This window comes from Candidatus Microbacterium colombiense, assembly GCA_029203165.1.
GTDB lineage: Bacteria > Actinomycetota > Actinomycetes > Actinomycetales > Microbacteriaceae > Microbacterium > Microbacterium colombiense.
The window spans coordinates 2,817,483-2,834,289 of record CP119308.1 but is presented as its reverse complement, the minus strand read 5'-3'; the positions used below and the strand labels follow the sequence as shown (position 1 = coordinate 2,834,289).

Below are 16,807 nucleotides of genomic sequence, written 5' to 3'. Positions count from 1 at the left end.
GCGGTCAGTCCCCGCGAGGGGCGTCCTGCAGGGCGAGGGTCGTGGTGAAGACGCGCTCCTCATCGCTCAGTGGATCGACGAACCGCAGCTCGCGCGCGAGCAGTTGCAGGGGCCGGGAGAAGTCGTCCGGGGCCTCCGGGCGCAACTCCGGGTAGAACGGGTCGTTGAGGATGCCGATGCCGAGCGCGGCGAGATGCACGCGGAGCTGGTGCATCTTTCCGCTGTGCGGGATGAGCCGCGTGTGGAGCACGTCGTGGTCGCTCCCGATCAGCTCGATCAGGGTCTCGGTGTTGGGCTCCAGGGCCGGATCCACGCGCACGCGCAACTCGCCGCGATGCTTGTCGATGTTGTTGCGATAGACCACCGGGAACGGTGTGCCGGTCACTGTGGGAGTCGCGGCATCCCATCCTTCCGGCAGTCTCGACACCGCCTCGTAGATCTTCGTCACCCGCCGGCTCTCGAACAGGTACTGGTACGCGCCGCGGGTCTCCGGGCGCACGGAGAACATCAGCAACCCCGCTGTCGCGCGATCCAGGCGATGGATCGGCGCCAGTTCGGGGATGTCGAGCAGCCGGCGCATACGGATCAGCGCCGAGTTCTGGAGGAACTTCCCTCCCGGCGTGGTCGGCAGGAAGTGCGGTTTGTCGACGACCACCAGGTCGTCGTCCTGATGCAGGATCTTCACCGTGACCGGGAGCTCCGTCTCCTCCGGCGGCTGACGGTAGTACCAGATGAACTCCTCGGCCCCGAGCGGGGTGTGCCGGCTGAGGGCGCTGCCGTCCCTCGCGACGATCTCGCCGCGGTCGAAGCGATCCAGCAGGAACTCGGGGTCGAGGTGGAAGAAGCGCTCGATCATGTACGCCGCGACCGTGGGCCAGGCGCCCGTGGTCGGCACGTGCAGGCGTGTGGCGCCGACGCCGTCGCGCACGGGCAGAGGAGAGGGCATGCCCATCAGACAGCGCCCCTCACGTGTCGAAGCTCAGGCTCAGCTTGCGCAGGAGCCCCGCGAGCCGTTCGCGATCGCCGCGCGACAGGGCCTGCAGCAGGTCGGCTTCGACGTCGACCAAGCGGGTGATGGCGGCATCCACGCGGATCCGACCGTCGTCGGTGAGCGTGACGAGCACGCTGCGGCCATCGGCCGGGTCGGCCTCGCGATGCACGAAGCGACGCCCGACGAGCCGGTCGATGCGGTTGGTCATGGTGCCGCTGGAGACGAGGGTCTGCTGCAGAAGCTGTTTGGGGGAGAGTTGGAACGGGGCACCGGCGCGGCGGAGAGCGGACAGCACGTCCCACTCCCACGGCTCCAGGTCGCTGCGACGGAACACGTCGCGACGGGCGCGATCCAGATGGCGCGAGAGCCGATCCATGCGCGACAGCACCTCGAGCGGGGAGAAGTCGAGGTCGGGGCGCTGGGTGTTCCAGGCTCCGACGATCCGATCGACCTCGTCCGTTGCGCTCATCCGTCCATTATCGCGTGCGCGGCGAGTCGGCGTCGGCGGCATCCGCTGGGACCAGCGCGAGCGTCATGAAGGTGCTGTGCGGATCGGGGAGGTACCGTCCGAAGGCGGCACACTCCTCGAACCCGGCTCGGGCGTACAGCGCGCGGGCCGGGACGAAGAAGTCCTGGCTTCCGGTCTCCAGCGAGATCCTCCGGACGCCGCGGGCCAGGGCGTCGGCGCGCAGGACCTCGAGCATCGACCGGGCCAGCCCGCGGCCGCGGTGCGACGGCGCGGTGCGCATCGACTTGAGCTCCTCGTGCCCTTCCTCGATCGCCGCGAGGGCTCCCGTGGCGATCGTCGAGCCGTTCTCCCGGGCGGCGAACAGGCGGACGCCGGGTTCGAGCAGCCGATCGAGGGGCAGCGCATGCTGGCTCTCGGGCGGCGCGGTGCCCCGCATGTCCTGGCCCGGTTTCGTGTGCGCGCCGGTGCGCGACCCGTGGCGTGGCAGAATTGACCAGCGGCCTCCTCGCGGATGCCGCGGTCCGCCGTGGTGTAATGGCAGCACGACAGCCTTTGGAGCTGTTAGGTCTAGGTTCGAGTCCTGGCGGCGGAGCATGACAGGGAACAACCTCGCCATCATCATCCTCGCAGCGGGTCAGGGCACTCGCATGAAGTCGAGGCTACCCAAAGTGCTGCATCCGATCGGCGGACGCCCGCTCGTCGGGCATGTGCTCACGACGGCCGCCGTGCTGGAGGCAGACCACATCGAGGTGGTCGTGCGCCACGAGCGCGACCAGGTCGTCTCCGTGCTGAGCAAGGACTATCCGGACGCGATCTTCATCGACCAGGACGACGTGCCGGGCACGGGTCGCGCCGTGCAGGTGGCGATCGATGCGCTCCCGGACGACTTCGACGGCGATGTGCTCGTGCTCTCGGGTGATGTTCCCCTGCTCGAGGCCACGACCCTTCGTGCGCTCGTCGCGGGCCACCGTGCCGCTGCGGCCGCCGCGACGCTGCTGAGTGCACGGTTGGATGACCCGAGCGGCTACGGCCGTGTCATCCGCGATGCCGACGGCGCCGTGCAGCGCATCGTCGAGCAGAAGGATGCGACGGCCGAAGAGGCCGCCGTCACCGAGATCAACGCCGGCGTCTACGTGTTCCGTGCTCCAGAGCTGCGCACCCACCTCGCCAGGGTCGGACAGGACAACGCACAGGGCGAGATGTACCTGACGACTGTCATCGAGCTGCTGCGCGGCGCCCACCAGCGCGTCGCCGCGGAGATCGCCGTCGACACCGCCTCGACCTTCGGCATCAACGACCGCATCCAGCTCGCCGAGGCCGGACGCGTGCTCAACGACCGCATCGTTCGCCACTGGCAGCGCGAGGGCGTCACCGTGATCGATCCGGCCACGACGTGGATCGACGACGACGTCACGCTCGCGCCCGATGTGACGATCCTCCCGAACACCCACATCCTGCGGGCCACCGTCGTGGGCGCCGGATCGATCATCGGCCCGGACACCACCCTGGTCGCGTGCGAGATCGGCGAGGACGCCAGCGTCCGTCGTACGGATGCCACGCACTCCGTGATCGGCACCGGCGCGACCGTCGGCCCGTTCTCCTACCTCCGCGCGGGCACGGTGCTCGGTGCCCAGGGCAAGATCGGCGCCTACGTCGAGACCAAGAACGCCGAGATCGGCGAGGGCAGCAAGGTCCCCCACCTCTCCTACGTGGGAGATGCCACCATCGGCCGGGGTGTGAACCTCGGTGCGAGCACGATCACGGCCAACTACGACGACGTGCACAAGCACCGCACCGTCATCGAGGATCAGGTGCACACGGGCTCGCACACGGTGCTCGTCGCGCCCGTTAGGCTGGGAGCCGGCGCGAAGACCGGTGCCGGTGCCGTCGTCCGCAAGGACGTCCCCGCCGGGGCCCTGGCCATGACCGTTGCCCCTCAGCGCAATGTCGAGGGCTGGGTCGAGAAGAACAGAGCAGGGACGGGTGCGGCGGACGCCGCAGCCAAGGAACGATCGGCGGAGTAGGCGGACCATGGCGCGCAAGAAGAAGACGGTCGATCTGGATCGCGACAACGGCGTGGCCCCGGGCCTCGTCGCCAAGACCAAGAAGCGACTCGTCATCGCGGGTGGGCGTTCGCATCCGCAGCTGGTCGCCGATGTCGCCGCATCGCTCGGCACCGAGATCGCCCCGACCGAGCACCGCACCTTCGCCTCGGGTGAGATCTACGCGCGCTTCGAGGTCTCGATCCGCGGCTGCGATCTGTTCCTGATCCAGACCTTCGGTGAGCCGGTCAACGAGTGGCTCATGGAGACGCTCATCATGATCGACGCCGCCAAGCGCGCCTCGGCCAAGCGCATCACGGTCGTCGCCCCGTACTATCCCTATTCCCGTCAGGACAAGAAGGGCCGCGGTCGCGAGCCGATCAGCGCCCGCCTCGTCGCCGACCTGCTGAAGACCGCCGGCGCTGATCGCGTCATGAGCGTCGACCTGCACGCCGCGCAGATCCAGGGGTTCTTCGACGGCCCGGTCGACCACCTGTTCGCCAAGCCCGTGCTGCTGGACTACTTCAAGCGCACGCTGAGCCCGGAGGATCGCGAGATCCTCACCGTGGTCTCGCCCGACATGGGGCGCGTCCGCGTGGCCGACACGTGGTCGGACAGTCTCGGTGCCCCGCTCGCGATCATCCACAAGCGTCGTGACCCGAAGGTCGCCAACCAGGTCTCCGTGCACGAGATCGTCGGTACCGTCGCGGGACGCACCTGCCTGCTCGTCGACGACATGATCGACACCGGCGGCACGATCGTGAAGGCGGCCCAGGCGCTCAAGGCGGCGGGTGCGCACCGAGTCATCGTCGCGGCGACCCATGCGATCTTCAGCGACCCGGCATCCGACCGGCTGCAGGACTCGTCGATCGACGAGGTGGTCATCACCGACACCATCCCGCTCACGGAATCGCGTCGGTGGGACAACCTCACGATCCTGCCGATCGCGCCGCTCCTGGCGCGCGCGATCCACGAGGTGTTCGAAGACGGGTCGGTCACGAGCATGTTCGGCGGCGACGCGTAGCCTGCTCATCGCCGAGCCACAGCCCGCGCATAGGCCGAATGCCTACGGTCGATTCAGCGACATACAGTCGTCTGATACCGAGCCGGGAGGACCATCATGATCCGCACGACCGTACCGACCTCTGTCCGCAAGGGCTCCGTCATCGTGGGGGTCGCAGGGCTCCTCGTCCTGGCCGGCTGCTCCGGGACCGCCGACGCGGAGGACACCGCGAACACCGGTGACACGGGAACGAGCACCGAGTCCTCCGATTCGGGCTCCGACGCGGCATCCGGCTCCTACACCGACGGCACCTACACGGCCGACGGCTCGTACCAGACACCCGAGACGGTCGAGGAGATCACGGTCACCCTCACGCTCGCCGACGGCGTCGTGACGGATGTCGAGGTGACCGGCGACCCGCAGGCCCGTGAGACCGAGCAGTACCAGGGCGCGTTCATCGACGGCATCGCCGCAGAGGTCGAGGGCAAGTCGATCGACGATCTGAACGTGAGCCGCGTCGCCGGCTCCTCGCTCACCAGCGGCGGGTTCAACCAGGCCCTCGACTCGATCAAGGAGCAGGCCGCCGCCTGAGGTCGGTGTCCGGCGTCTCGCGATGGCGATCTGGCAGTTCGATGCGATCGGCACCCGGTGGGAGATCGAGAGCGACGCGGAGCTGACGGCTGACACGCGCCGCACGGTCACCGCGGAGATCGAGAGGTTCGACCGCGAGTGGTCACGATTCCGCTCCGACTCGGATGTGACGCGACTCGGCAGGGAGGGCGGCACGATCGCGTCTGCGGATGTGGGTGTCATGCTCGATGCCTACCGCGCGCTCTCCCGAGCGACATCCGGAGCGGTGAACCCTCTGGTGGCGGCCAGCCTCGACGCTCTCGGCTACGACGCCGCCTACTCTCTCGTGCCGGGCACTCCGGTGGCAGCGGGGGAGTGGGAGCGACGCGTGACCTGGTCGGGTGTGTCCGCCGTCGCGGAGGGCCCCGCCCTCCTCGACGTCGGTGCGCTCGGCAAGGGACGGTTGGTCGATCTCGTGTTCGACCTGCTGGTGTCCGTGCCGGGAGGTCTGCTGGTGGATGCCGGTGGCGACATCCGCGCGCGCGGCGCCGCCTCGCGCATCGCCCTCGAGCATCCCTACGACGCATCCCGGGCGATCGGGGTCGCCACTCTGCACGACGGGGCGCTGTGTGCGTCGGCGATCAACCGTCGAGCGTGGGGTGACGGCCTGCACCACGTTCTCGATGCGCGCACCGGTGTGCCCGTGCGCACGTGGGCCGCCACGTGGGCGTTCGCCCTCGACGCCATGACGGCGGATGCCGTCGCGACGGCGCTCTTCTTCGACGGCGGTACCGAGCTCGCCGCGGACTGGGGTGTCGAGTGGGTGCGCATGTCGACCGACGGACGCGTGCAGCGCTCCGCCGCCTGCCCGGCCGAACTGTTTCTCGCCGGGGCGGCACCCGCCCCGCATCCCCGGAATTAGGGAAGAGTGGACCCCGTGATCACGTCATTCACCGCTGTGCGGCAGCGAGTCCTCGCCGTCCTCGGCAGCCTCTCGATGTACCGCCTCGTGCTGTTCTCGCTCATCGCTCTGGCGGTTATCGCGTTCGTGCTCTCGCTGCTCGGCGTGATCGTCTCCCCGACGCCGCTCGAGATGCTCGCCTCGTTCGTCGTGCTCGCCGTCGTCATCTCCGTCGTGGATGCCGCGGCCCAGCGCATCCTGCGTCTGCCGTGGCGTATCGAATCGTCGTTGGTCACCGCCTTCATCCTGCTGTTCGTGATGCGACCGGGACTCGAGCCGTCCGTGCTGCTGGGACTCGCCCTCGCCGGAGCGCTCGCGAGCCTGTCGAAGTATCTGATCGCGTGGCGGGGACGCCACATCCTGAACCCGGCCGCGTTCGGTGCGGCCGTGGTGTCGATCATCGGTTCTTTCGGGGCATTCGAGTGGCTGGGAACCTCGGCGTCGTGGTGGGTGGGTACACCGTCGCTCGCCCTCCCGGTGGCGCTCCTCGGCCTGGCCGTGCTGTGGCGCACCGAGAAGGTGCGCGTCGTGCTGCTGTTCGTGGTGATCGCTCTGGTGACGTCCGTCGTCCGCCAGCTCGTGCAGGCACAGCAGTTCGACGTGGCGTTCGACTTCTCCACCGCGCTGCAGTTCGCCCTGCTGCAGTCGCCGTTCCTGTTCCTGGGTGCCTTCATGGTCTCCGAGCCTCTGACCCTCCCACCGCGCCGGTGGCAGCAGCTCTGGGTCGCGGCACTGGTGGGCGTGCTCGCCGGGTGGCCGATCTCGGTCGGTGGTCTCTTCACGCTCGGGCAGGAGCGAGCGCTACTGATCGGCAACCTCCTCGCGTTCGCTTTCGCCCTACGTGGATCCGTGCGTCTCGTGCTCGAACGCCGCGCCTTCATCACCCCGACCGCACAGGAGCTGACCTTCCGCGCGAAGGGCAAGCTCGCCTTCCAGCCAGGGCAGTACCTCGAGCTCGATGTGCCGCACCACCGCCCCGATGCCCGCGGCACCCGTCGTGAGTTCAGCATCGTGTCCGCTCCGGCCGACCTGCCGACGTTGCGCATCGCCTACAAGAACGGCGATCAGCAGCATCCGTCCAGCTACAAGCGCGCGTTGGCGGAGGCGGAACCCGGGGCGACGCTCGCCGTGACCGGCACGTGGGGAGACTTCATCCTGCCCCGCGGCGAGACGCCGGTGCTCATGGTCGCGGCCGGGATCGGTGTGACGCCGTTCGTGTCCCAACTGCGTCAGCTGCAGGCGACCGGTGAGAAGCGCGACGTCGTGCTCGTGTACGTGGCGGCCGAGGCGGCGGAACTCGCGTTCCGCGACGAGCTCGCTGCGACCGGCGTGCGCACCGTTGTCTTCACACGTGACGAGCCGCTCGACCTGCCCGCGCACTGGACGTGGGCGCAGGGCTCGCGCCTCGACGCCGTGGAGCTCGAGCGCGCCGTGGGTGACCTCAGTGCGCGGCACGCGTTCATCTCGGGGCCGCCGCGGCTGATCGCCGACCTCGCACCCGCCCTGCAGAAGGCGCACAGCCTGACCACCGACGCCTTCGCCGGGTACTGACGCGCGCGTTCTGCAGGGAGTGGGCCGCGCGTTCTGCAGGGAGTGGGCCGCGCGTTCTGCAGGGAGACGGGCGCGCGTTCTGCAGGGAGGTCGGGGCGTTTTCGCCCGGCATCCTGCACTTCTCCCTGCGTCGTGAGCGCTGAGTCGTGAGCGCTGAGTCGTCCTGCACAGATGAGTGGCCCCCTCGCCCATCCACCGATCATGCGACCACGGTCATGGCGCGCGACTCGCGGCAGTGACGATGGACGGATGCTGACACCCGCACACCTCATCGCACATCAGGGCGGCATCATGCGCGCCGGCCGCCTGCAGCAGTTCGGGGTCAGTCGACGAGCGCTCGCCGCGGCGGTTCGCGGCGGATCCGTGCTGCGGGTGCGGGGCGGCGTCTTCGCGACGCGTGCCACCGCACCGGAACTCGTGGCGGCAGCAGAGCATGGCGGAGCTGTGACCTGCTCTGCTGCCCTGCGGTTGCATGGAGTCTGGGTGCTCGAAGACGACCCTCAGCTGCACGTCTGGCTCGGTTCGAGCGGACGGGTGCATCACGGCGACTGCACGTGTGTGAGTCATTGGCACGAGGGACGCACGGCGTTGGGACTCGCTCCGCTGTCGGATGTGCTTCTGCACGTGTACCGATGCCACGGGGCTGAGGCGTTCTTCACCGCGTTGGAGTCGGCCCTGCGGCAGCGCAAGCTGGGTTCACTCGCGCAGCTTCGCTCCCGATTGCCTGCGGGAGCACGCTGGCTCGTCGACTTCGCGCGCCGGGATGCGGACAGCGGGCTGGAGTCCCTGCTGCGGCTCCGGCTCCACCTGGTCGGCATCCGCCTGGACTGCCAGGTCGTGATCCCCACGGTGGGTCGGGTGGATCACGTGATCGAAGGGGTGCTGATCATCGAAGCCGACGGTGCGGAGCATCACGCGGGTGCGGGCAATCGCCACAGGGACCTGATGCGGGATGCGGCGGCATCCGCTCTGGGGTACGAGAAGCTGCGCTTCGACTTCGCGCAGATCCTGCATGAATGGCCACGGGTCCTCGCGGCCATTCGCGGCGCTCTCGTGCGAGCCGGGGTGCCCGTCGACTGAGGTGAGAGGCGAGCGAGTTGCAGGGAGAAGTTCTGGATGCAGGGAGGAACACCGGACGACGCCCTGCAGGACGCACGACTCCCTGCAGGACGAACAAGGGATGCCGCGCGATCAGGCCGTCGCGGAGTCGCCGCCGACGGTACCGATCTCATGGCCCCCGCGGTTCGCCGGGTTGATGGGCAGACGCACGGTGAAGGTGGTGTCTCCCGGCTCGCTGTCGACCGTGATGCGGCCGCCATGGCCGTCGACGATCGCCTTCACGATCGCCAGGCCGAGGCCGGAACCGCCGGTCTGGCGGGCGCGGGATGTGTCGGCGCGGGCGAAGCGGGCGAAGAGTTCGTCACGTACGCCGGGGTCGACCCCCGGACCGTTGTCGTGCACACGCAGCACAGCGTCGTCACCTTCGCGTCCGACGCTGAGCGTGATCACGGTGCCCGCCGGCGTGTGTGTGCGGGCGTTGGCGAGCAGATTCGCGACGACCTGATGCATGCGCCCCGCATCGCCGACGATGACGACCGGGTCGTCGGGGGCTTCGATGCTCCACTCATGATCGACCGCCGTCGGCCGCGCATCCGACAGGCTTTCGAGTGCGAGCTGGGTCAGGTCGACCGTGCCGTAGACGAGTTCCCGGCCCTCGTCGAGTCGGGCGAGCAGCAGCAGGTCCTCCACCAGCCGTGTCATCCGCAGCGACTGCGCCTGGATGCGCTCGAGCGACGACGTGGTGCCCTCGATCGCCTCGACGGGCTGCTGGATGCGCAGCGCACGCAGCGAGAGCTCCGAGTATCCGCGGATGGAGGCGAGTGGGGTGCGCAGCTCGTGGCTCGCGTCTGCGACGAATCGCCGCATCCGCTCCTCGTTCTTCTGGCGCGCGGCGAGGGAGGAGTTCACGTGATCGAGGAGCTTGTTCAGCGACGCGCCGACGAGCCCCGTCTCGGTGCGGGGGTCGGCTTCGGAATCCGGGATGCGTTCGGTGATCGTCACCTCGCCGCGGTCGAGGGGCTGATTCGCGACGCGGGTGGCGGTGGCGGCGACGGCGCGCAGCGGTCGCAGGCTCACGCGGATCGTGATCGCCGTGGTCAGGGCGAGCAGGATGAGTCCACCGATCGTCGCGAGAGCGATCACGGTCAGCAGGGTCGTGAGCTGGTTCTGGATGTCGTCGCGCGGAAGGCCGGTGATCACGACCACGTTGCCCGACGTCGAGGTGGCGGCGACGCGGTAGGAGCCGACCCCGTCGATGACGACGTTCGCGACATGGGCTCCGCTGAGTGCGGTGACGATCTGCGACAGCTGCGCGTTCGTCAGCGTCGTGCTGCTCGCGTCGAGGTCTCCGGGCGCGTTCGAGAAGACCACGCCGCTGGTACCCGTCACCTGGTTGGACACGACGAAGAGCAGTCCGGGGACCGGGCGGATGGGCGTGCGCAGAACGTTGTCTATCGTCGCCTGGCTCGGAGGAACCTCCTCGACCAGCGTCGCGAGGGTGCGGGCGTTCTGGTAGAGCTTCTGATCGAGCTGATCCTCCATGGTGCGGGTCAGCGTCGCGCTGGTGATGACGGCCACGATCACGAGGATGAGCGAGACGAATCCGATCACGGCGGTCATCAGCCGTGTCTGCAGGCTCATCGGACGCCGGGTCATCCCCGTGGGGCTCACTGCGGAGCCTTGATCATGTAGCCGACGCCGCGGACGGTGTGCAGCAGGGGAGTGCGCCCCGCGTCGATCTTCTTGCGCAGATACGAGATGTACAGCTCTACGACCGACGACTTGCCGCCGAAGTCGTAGCTCCACACGCGGTCGAGGATCTGCGCCTTCGAGAGAACGCGGCGCTCATTGCGCATGAGATAGCGGAGCAGCTCGAACTCGGTGGCGGTGAGGTCGATCTCGGTGCCGTCGCGCACCACCTCGTGGCTGTCCTCGTTGAGGGAGAGGTCGGCGACGCGGAGGATCGACTGACCGTCGTCGGCGGTCGCGTGGCCGGTGCGGCGGATGATGGCGCGAAGTCGCGCGATCACCTCTTCCAGGCTGAACGGCTTGGTGACGTAGTCGTCCCCACCGGCGGTGAGGCCGGCGACGCGGTCGCCCACCGCATCCTTCGCGGTGAGGAAGAGCACGGGCACGAGGCTCCCCGCCTCGCGCAGCCGCTTCAAGACGGCCATGCCGTCGAGGTCGGGCATCATGATGTCGAGCACCAGGGCATCCGGGTCGAACTCGCGTGCGACCTGCAGGGCTTCCATGCCGGAGGACGCGGTGCGGACCTCCCAGCCCTCCATGCGCAGCGCCATCGCGAGCAGGTCGGTGAGCATCTGCTCGTCGTCGACGGCGAGGATGCGCAGGGGCGAGCCGTCGGGGCGGCGCAGGTCGGGGAGATCGTTGCTCATGAAGCTATTCTGCGGAATCTCCTATGTTATTTCTATGGAGAACACTATGTCTTGTCTGTGAGTCGAGCTGACCTGCGGCGGACCCTGCACGAAGCGGGCGCGCATGCATAGGGTCCTCATCACGTGCGCCTCGATCCCGCATAAAGGCGCTCCCTAACGTCGATCCCGCCCCGCGATGTCCGCGGCAGAAGGAGAGAGATGTACGGAACATATCTGCGGCGCGAACTCGCCGGCCGCAAGAAGCAGACCCTGATCGTCGCGATCGGACTGGCGATCGCGATCGCCCTCGTGATCATCGTCAACGCCCTCACCGCCGGAGTGCGGGACGCGCAGACGCAGGCCCTCGAGTCGGTCTACGGCGTCGGCACCGACCTGACCGTCACCGGGGCGGCCACCGAGCCCGGAGAAGGCGGAGGGCCGCGCTTCGAGTTCGACGCCGACTCGGGCGAGACCGACGGCGACACGACGACCCTCAACCAGTCTTCGCTCACTACCGACTTCATGCGCGGGACTCTGGACGCCTCGGTGCTCGACACCGTGGCGTCGACCGACGGCGTCGCCGGCGCCGCGGGTGCGTTGGGCCTCACGAACTCCACGTTCTCCGGCGAGCTCCCCAGTGGTGGATTCGGTCCGCAGGACGGCGAGGACGGTGGCGAGGGAGGAATGCCGGCCGAGGGTCAGGCGCCTCCGCAGGGTGGCTCGGACGGCGCCGGTGGTGGCGCATTCGGGGTCGACTCGTTCTCGGTGCTCGGCATCGATCCCGCCGCGACGTCGGTGGGTCCGCTCGCCTCGGTGGAGGTCAGCGACGGGCGGGCGTTCGATGCTGATGACGCCGGATCGCTGGTCGCCCTCGTCGACAGCACGTATGCGACGACGAACGAGATCGCGGTCGGTGACACGATCGACGTCGCCGGCTCCGACGTCAAGGTGGTCGGCGTGCTCGCGTCCACCTCGGACGCCGCTGACACGGCATCCGATGTGTATCTGCCATTGGACACCGCGCAGCAGCTCGCCGGCGTCGACGACGTGATCTCCACCGTCTACGTGCAGGCTGATTCGGCCGCGTCGATCGACGCACTGCAGTCGGCGTTGTCCGACGAACTTCCCGATGCCACGATCACCTCCCAGTCCGAGCTCGCCTCCAGCGTGTCCGGTTCACTCTCGAGCGCCACCTCGCTCATCACCAACCTGGGTACCTGGCTCTCGATCATCGTGCTCGCGGTGGCCGTGCTGCTGTCCGTCCTCCTCACGCTCTCCGGTGTCGGGCGTCGCACCCGGGAATTCGGAACGCTCAAGGCGATCGGCTGGTCGAACGGCCGGGTGGTGCGCCAGGTCGCGGGCGAATCGATGGCGCAGGGACTGATCGGTGGCGCTGTGGGCCTCGTGCTCGGGATCGCGGGGATCGTGCTCATCAATGTGATCCGTCCGACCGTCGCCGCCACCACGGCCGGCGCGGGGCAGGCCGGGCCCGGAGGCGGCGGTGGACCGACCGGCGGAGGGGGCGGAGGAGCGATGTTCCAGACGCAGCAGGCGGCGGACATCGTGCTCCAGGCTCCGTTCACGCCGTGGGTGCTGGTCGCAGCCGTCGGACTCGCCGTTCTCGGTGGACTGATCGCCGGCGCGTTCGGCGGATGGCGTGCTGCACGACTGAGCCCCGCCGAGGCACTGCGATCGGTGGCATGAGCGCCGTGCGAGACGACATTCCAGAATCACTGACGAGATCAGACCACGAGGAGACCGAGATGACCATCGCCGATGTCGCGCCCAGCGCGCAGCACTCGACCGGGAGCACACCGCTGTACCGCGCAGCGGGCGTCACCCGTACCTACGCGCAGAAGGGGCGCACCGTGAAGGCGCTCACCGGTGTCGATCTGGAGATCATGCCGGGGGAGTTCGTCACGATCCAGGGCCCGACGGGAGGGGGCAAGTCGACGCTGCTGCAACTGCTCGGCGCACTCGACTCGCCCACCAGCGGCTCGCTCCTGCTCAACGGCGCCGAGATCGCGACCGCATCGGCGAAGGAGCTCGGGCGCATCCGCGCCGAGGAGATCGGTTTCGTCTTCCAGGGCTTCAACCTGATCCCCACCCTCACCGCTGCGGAGAACGTCGACATGGCGCTCGAGCCGATGAGGCTCGACAAGGCGGAGCGGGCACGACGGGTCGCGGAGGCGCTCGCCCACGTGGGTCTCGACGACCGCGGCGATCACCTCCCCACGGAGCTCTCCGGCGGACAGCAGCAGCGCGTGGCGATCGCGCGGGCGATCGTGAAGCGGCCGCGGGTGCTGCTTGCGGATGAGCCGACCGGAAACCTCGACGAGAGCATGCGTGACGAGATCCTCGCGCTGCTGCAGTCGCTGTGCGCTGAGGGCATCACGATGATCGTCGTGACGCACGACTCCGCCGTCGCACGCCGTGCGACGCGTCGTCTGCGGCTGTCGAAGGGGAGTGTGCAGGACATCACCCGCTGACATGCTCCGACGATGGCACAAGAGAGGGGGCCCGGCATCAGCCGGGCCCCCTCCGTGTTGTCCGTGATGGCGTCAGTGGGTGTCTTCGGCTTCGATCTCGGTACGGTCGCCGGACCACTGCGTGTGGAACGTGCCCGGCTTGTCGATGCGCTTGTAGGTGTGCGCACCGAAGAAGTCGCGCTGACCCTGCACGAGGGCGGCGGGGAGGCGGTCGGCGCGGATGCCGTCGTAGTACGACAGCGACGACGAGAACGCGGGGGCGGGGATACCGGCCTCAGCGGCGGCGATGACGACGCGACGCCAGGCGGCCTGGGCGCGCGTGATGGCCTCGGTGAAGTACGGGGCCGTGAGGAGCACCGGAAGCTCGGGAGTGGCCTGGTAGGCGTCGGCGATGCGGTTGAGGAACTGTGCGCGGATGATGCAGCCGCCGCGCCAGATCTTCGAGATCGCACCGAGGTCGATGTTCCAGTCGTACTCGGCGGCTCCGGCGCGGATCTCGTCGAAGCCCTGCGAGTAGGCGACGATCTTCGAGGCGTACAGCGCGAGCCGCACGTCTTCGATGAACGCGTCCTGATCCTCGACCTCGAATGCCTCGTCGGGCCCGGGGAGGGAACCGGCGACGGCGCGCTGCTCGGGGTGCGACGACAGCGAGCGAGCGAAGGTGGCCTCGGCGATGCCCGACACGGGCACGCCGAGCGCAAGCGCGGTCTGCACGGTCCACGCTCCGGTGCCCTTGGCGCCGGCCTGGTCGAGGATGACGTCGACGAGCGGCTTGCCGGTCTCGGCATCCACCTGGCGGAGCACCTCGGCGGTGATCTCGATCAGGTACGACTCCAGCTCGCCCTTGTTCCACTCGGCGAAGATCTCGGCGATCTCGGCGGGCGTCTTGCCCGTGCCGCGGCGGATGAGGTCGTAGGCCTCGGCGATCAGCTGCATGTCGGCGTACTCGATGCCGTTGTGCACCATCTTGACGAAGTGACCGGCGCCGTCATGGCCGACGTGCGTGACGCACGGCTCGCCCTCGGCGACCGCGGCGATGGACTTCAGGATGGGGCCGAGGGTGGTCCACGACTCGTCCGAGCCGCCGGGCATGATGGAGGGTCCGAGCAGCGCGCCCTCCTCGCCACCGGAGATACCGGCACCGACGAAGTTGATGCCGGTCTCGCGGACGGCCTTCTCACGGCGGATCGTGTCGGGGAAGTACGCGTTGCCACCGTCGACGATGATGTCGCCGGGCTCGAAGACCTCGACGAGCGAGTTGATCACGGCATCGGTCGGGCCGCCGGCCTTGACCATGATGATCGCGGTGCGCGGCTTCTGCAGCGAGTCCGCGAACTCCTGGTAGTTCGCTGCGGGGGTGAAGCCCGCCTCGGGGTGCGCGTCGAGAAGCGACTGGGTCTTCTCATAGCTGCGGTTGAAGATCGCCACCGAGTTCCCCTCGCGGCTGGCGAGGTTGCGGGCGAGGTTCGACCCCATGACGGCGAGTCCGACGACTCCGATGTTCGCTGATGCTTCGGGCACAGAAGGCTCCTCGATCGTGAAGAAGGGTTGCCTTCAGCGTATCGCTGTGTGCGGGGTCGGAGCGTCCCTGTGTCACGGAATGCGTCGTCGGTCGATCCATCCGGGGCGGAGGATGGCGATTCAGGCCTCTACGCTGGAAGGGCCGATCGACGTTCCCGAGGAGGATGCAGCGTGACGGAGTCCGAGAACAGGGTGAGAGTCGTCGTCGCCGTACCGCTGCGCGAGGAGCTCTGCCGGCTCATCGAGGAGCGCGAGCCGCGGCTGCAGGTGATCAGGGATCACTCGCTCTTGCCCCCGATGCGCGGGCCCGCCGATTGGTCCGGAGATCCCGCGTTCGCGCGCACCACGGCGCAGCAGGTGGCGTTCGACGAGATGGTCGATTCCGCGGACATCCTGTTCGGCATCCCCGATGTCGACCCGCATGCGCTCGCACGGACGGTCGCCGCCAATCCGCGGCTGCGCTGGGTCATGACGACGGCTGCCGGCGGCGGCAGCACGATCAAGGCCGCCTCTCTCGAGCGCGCTGATCTCGATCGGATCGTGTTCACGACCAGTGCCGGCGTGCATGGTGGCACGCTCGCGGAGTTCGCGGTGTTCGGTGTGCTGGCCGGCGCCAAGGGTCTCCCACGCCTCCTCGCCGATCAGCGCGACCGCGTGTGGCCTGATCGCTGGGAGATGCGGCAGATCGACGAGATGACGATCCTGGTGGTCGGACTCGGTGGGATCGGGTCGGAGTGCGCGCGTCGCTTCCACGATCTGGGTGCCACGGTGTGGGGCACGACGCGTTCCGGGGAGCCCGTGGACGGCGTCGACCGTCTCGTTCCTCTCTCGGATCTGGTCGATGCGGTACGTGAGGTCGACGCGGTGGTCGTCACCCTTCCCGGCACCGCGCAGACGCGCCATCTGATCGGCGCGGAGGTTCTCGCCGCGATCAAGCCGGGTGCGATCCTGGCCAACGTCGGTCGAGGCACCGTGATCGACGAGACCGCGCTGCTTCCCGCCCTCGACGACGGGCGGGTCGCGTTCGCCGCGTTGGACGTCTTCGAGCGGGAGCCGCTGGATCCGACGTCGCCGCTGTGGTCCCACCCGAGCGTCCTGGTGAGCCCCCACACGGCGGCGCTGAGCTCGAAGGAGGAGGAGCGCATCGCACGGCGCTTCGCCGACAACGCCACACGGCTGCTCGACGGAGAGGCGCTGCGCGCCGTCGTCGACACGGTCGAGTTCTATTGATGTCGAGTTCTACTGATCAGGCCGAGAGATGACGACAGGGTGGAGACAGCTGTGACACGGATCGTCGTGATGGGACCGAGCGGGTCGGGCAAGTCGACGGTCGGCCGTGCCCTGGCCGAGGCACTGGATGTGCCGTTCGTCGACGCCGATGACCTGCACCCGCTCACGAACGTGGAGAAGATGGCCGCGGGCATCCCGCTCGACGACGAGGACCGGATGCCGTGGCTCGGACTCGTGGGGACGGCGCTGAACGACGCCGATGAGATCGTCATCGCGTGCTCGGCGCTCAAGCGCTCGTACCGCGACGCGATCAGGCAGCGCGCTCCGCTGGCCTTGTTCGCCGAGCTCTCGGTGAGTCGCGCAGTGCTGGAAGAGCGGGTGCGTTCACGCGGCGATCACTTCATGCCGACATCGCTCGTGGAGTCTCAGCTGCAGGCCTGGGAACCCCTCGATGCCGACGAGGGCGGGATCCGCGTCGACGAGTCGGCGGACGTGGCGCAGGCGACCGAGATCATCCGCGCGGCTGTCCGGGCGCGGACCGTCTGA

Annotated in this window: 16 protein-coding genes and 1 tRNA gene; 11 read left to right on the top strand and 6 right to left on the bottom strand. The window is 68.7% G+C overall.

The genetic code is table 11. From position 1 onward, the window contains the following. Nucleotides 1-4: 4 nt before the first annotated feature. Genes P0Y60_13700 through P0Y60_13690 form a run of 3 tightly spaced genes read right to left on the bottom strand, consistent with a single transcriptional unit; the run spans nt 5 to nt 1,896 of the window. Nucleotides 5-946 carry a pseudouridine synthase gene (locus P0Y60_13700; protein ID WEK60358.1) on the bottom strand — a complete coding sequence of 314 codons (942 nt, stop codon included), beginning with the start codon at nt 944-946 and terminating at the stop codon, nt 5-7. A gap of 19 nt (nt 947-965) precedes the next feature. After that, on the bottom strand, nt 966-1,460 hold the full coding sequence (locus tag P0Y60_13695; protein ID WEK60357.1) for a MarR family transcriptional regulator: 495 nt from the start codon (nt 1,458-1,460) through the stop codon (nt 966-968). 7 nt (nt 1,461-1,467) lie between these two features. Beyond that, nucleotides 1,468-1,896 (bottom strand): GNAT family N-acetyltransferase, encoded by a 429-nt coding sequence (locus P0Y60_13690; protein WEK60356.1) that lies wholly within the window; start codon nt 1,894-1,896, stop codon nt 1,468-1,470. An 84-nt stretch (nt 1,897-1,980) separates the two neighbouring features. On the opposite strand from P0Y60_13690, the gene P0Y60_13685 reads away from it, so the two are divergent. From P0Y60_13685 to P0Y60_13655, 7 genes are all read left to right on the top strand, one after another. Further along, a tRNA-Gln gene (locus P0Y60_13685) sits at nt 1,981-2,052 on the top strand. A 1-nt stretch (nt 2,053) separates the two neighbouring features. Continuing rightward, on the top strand, nt 2,054-3,484 hold the full coding sequence (gene glmU / locus P0Y60_13680) for a bifunctional UDP-N-acetylglucosamine diphosphorylase/glucosamine-1-phosphate N-acetyltransferase GlmU (protein WEK60355.1): 1,431 nt from the start codon (nt 2,054-2,056) through the stop codon (nt 3,482-3,484). Nucleotides 3,485-3,491: 7 nt separating this feature from the next. Further along, entirely contained in the window at nt 3,492-4,526 is a 1,035-nt protein-coding gene (locus P0Y60_13675; protein WEK60354.1) for a ribose-phosphate diphosphokinase, read from the top strand. A 96-nt stretch (nt 4,527-4,622) separates the two neighbouring features. Beyond that, entirely contained in the window at nt 4,623-5,096 is a 474-nt protein-coding gene (locus tag P0Y60_13670; GenBank protein ID WEK60353.1) for an FMN-binding protein, read from the top strand. A 22-nt stretch (nt 5,097-5,118) separates the two neighbouring features. Beyond that, a complete protein-coding gene (locus tag P0Y60_13665) occupies nt 5,119-5,997 on the top strand; it encodes an FAD:protein FMN transferase (protein WEK60352.1) in 879 nt (292 codons plus the stop codon). Nucleotides 5,998-6,012: 15 nt separating this feature from the next. Continuing rightward, nucleotides 6,013-7,587 (top strand): flavodoxin reductase, encoded by a 1,575-nt coding sequence (locus P0Y60_13660; protein WEK60351.1) that lies wholly within the window; start codon nt 6,013-6,015, stop codon nt 7,585-7,587. 249 nt (nt 7,588-7,836) lie between these two features. Continuing rightward, a complete protein-coding gene (locus tag P0Y60_13655) occupies nt 7,837-8,667 on the top strand; it encodes a DUF559 domain-containing protein (protein WEK60350.1) in 831 nt (276 codons plus the stop codon). Between the two features lie 111 nt (nt 8,668-8,778). Here P0Y60_13655 and P0Y60_13650 read toward each other — a convergent pair whose 3' ends face one another. Together P0Y60_13650 and P0Y60_13645 are read right to left on the bottom strand one after the other, a co-directional pair. Beyond that, a complete protein-coding gene (locus P0Y60_13650) occupies nt 8,779-10,266 on the bottom strand; it encodes an ATP-binding protein (protein WEK60349.1) in 1,488 nt (495 codons plus the stop codon). 47 nt (nt 10,267-10,313) lie between these two features. Next, entirely contained in the window at nt 10,314-11,042 is a 729-nt protein-coding gene (locus P0Y60_13645; protein WEK60348.1) for a response regulator transcription factor, read from the bottom strand. Between the two features lie 198 nt (nt 11,043-11,240). On the opposite strand from P0Y60_13645, the gene P0Y60_13640 reads away from it, so the two are divergent. Further along, complete coding sequence (locus tag P0Y60_13640; GenBank protein WEK60347.1) at nt 11,241-12,725, top strand: ABC transporter permease; 1,485 nt, start codon at nt 11,241-11,243, stop codon at nt 12,723-12,725. Nucleotides 12,726-12,784: 59 nt separating this feature from the next. Then, nucleotides 12,785-13,510: an ABC transporter ATP-binding protein gene (locus P0Y60_13635; protein ID WEK60346.1), complete on the top strand. Its 726-nt coding sequence runs from the start codon at nt 12,785-12,787 to the stop codon at nt 13,508-13,510. 72 nt (nt 13,511-13,582) lie between these two features. On the opposite strand, the gene gndA is transcribed toward P0Y60_13635, so the two are convergent. Further along, the gene (gene gndA / locus P0Y60_13630; GenBank protein WEK60345.1) at nt 13,583-15,031 is read right to left on the bottom strand and encodes an NADP-dependent phosphogluconate dehydrogenase; all 1,449 of its coding nucleotides are present in this window, start codon (nt 15,029-15,031) and stop codon (nt 13,583-13,585) included. A gap of 171 nt (nt 15,032-15,202) precedes the next feature. Between gndA and P0Y60_13625 the strand changes: the two genes are divergently transcribed. Continuing rightward, a complete protein-coding gene (locus tag P0Y60_13625) occupies nt 15,203-16,261 on the top strand; it encodes a D-2-hydroxyacid dehydrogenase (protein ID WEK60344.1) in 1,059 nt (352 codons plus the stop codon). 51 nt (nt 16,262-16,312) lie between these two features. Continuing rightward, nucleotides 16,313-16,807, top strand: a complete 495-nt coding sequence (locus P0Y60_13620; GenBank protein ID WEK60343.1) for a gluconokinase — start codon at nt 16,313-16,315, stop codon at nt 16,805-16,807.